This is a genomic window from Pseudoalteromonas sp. SIMBA_162, assembly GCF_046535955.1.
Classification (GTDB): Bacteria; Pseudomonadota; Gammaproteobacteria; order Enterobacterales; family Alteromonadaceae; genus Pseudoalteromonas; species Pseudoalteromonas marina.
In genome coordinates this window covers 1-240 of the sequence record NZ_JAWJBQ010001095.1, presented here as the reverse complement: position 1 = coordinate 240, position 240 = coordinate 1, and the positions used below count along the sequence as shown (strand labels likewise).

General features: G+C 62.9%; 1 pseudogene. It reads left to right on the top strand.

The window, feature by feature from the left end:
- Positions 1-240: pseudogene (locus tag R0J88_RS23070) on the top strand (hypothetical protein); the annotation flags it as partial.

Sequence of the window (240 nt, the reverse complement as noted above, 5' to 3'; positions counted from 1 at the left end):
CATGCGCGTCTGGCGATGAGCGCCCAGCAGGGTATGTCGATGGAGCTTGGCGGGGTGATCTTCCTGTTCGTCAGTGGTGTGCTGGCAGGTATCGCCTGGCAGTGGCCCTTCGCCCTCTATCTGATAGCCTGGGTACTGCTGGCCATGTTGTGGATGATGGTACCGAAGCAGTCGCCTGAAGCGCCCGCCGAAGAGAGCGGAAATGCCGGCGGTGAGGCCTTGCCCTCCTCGCTGACCAGC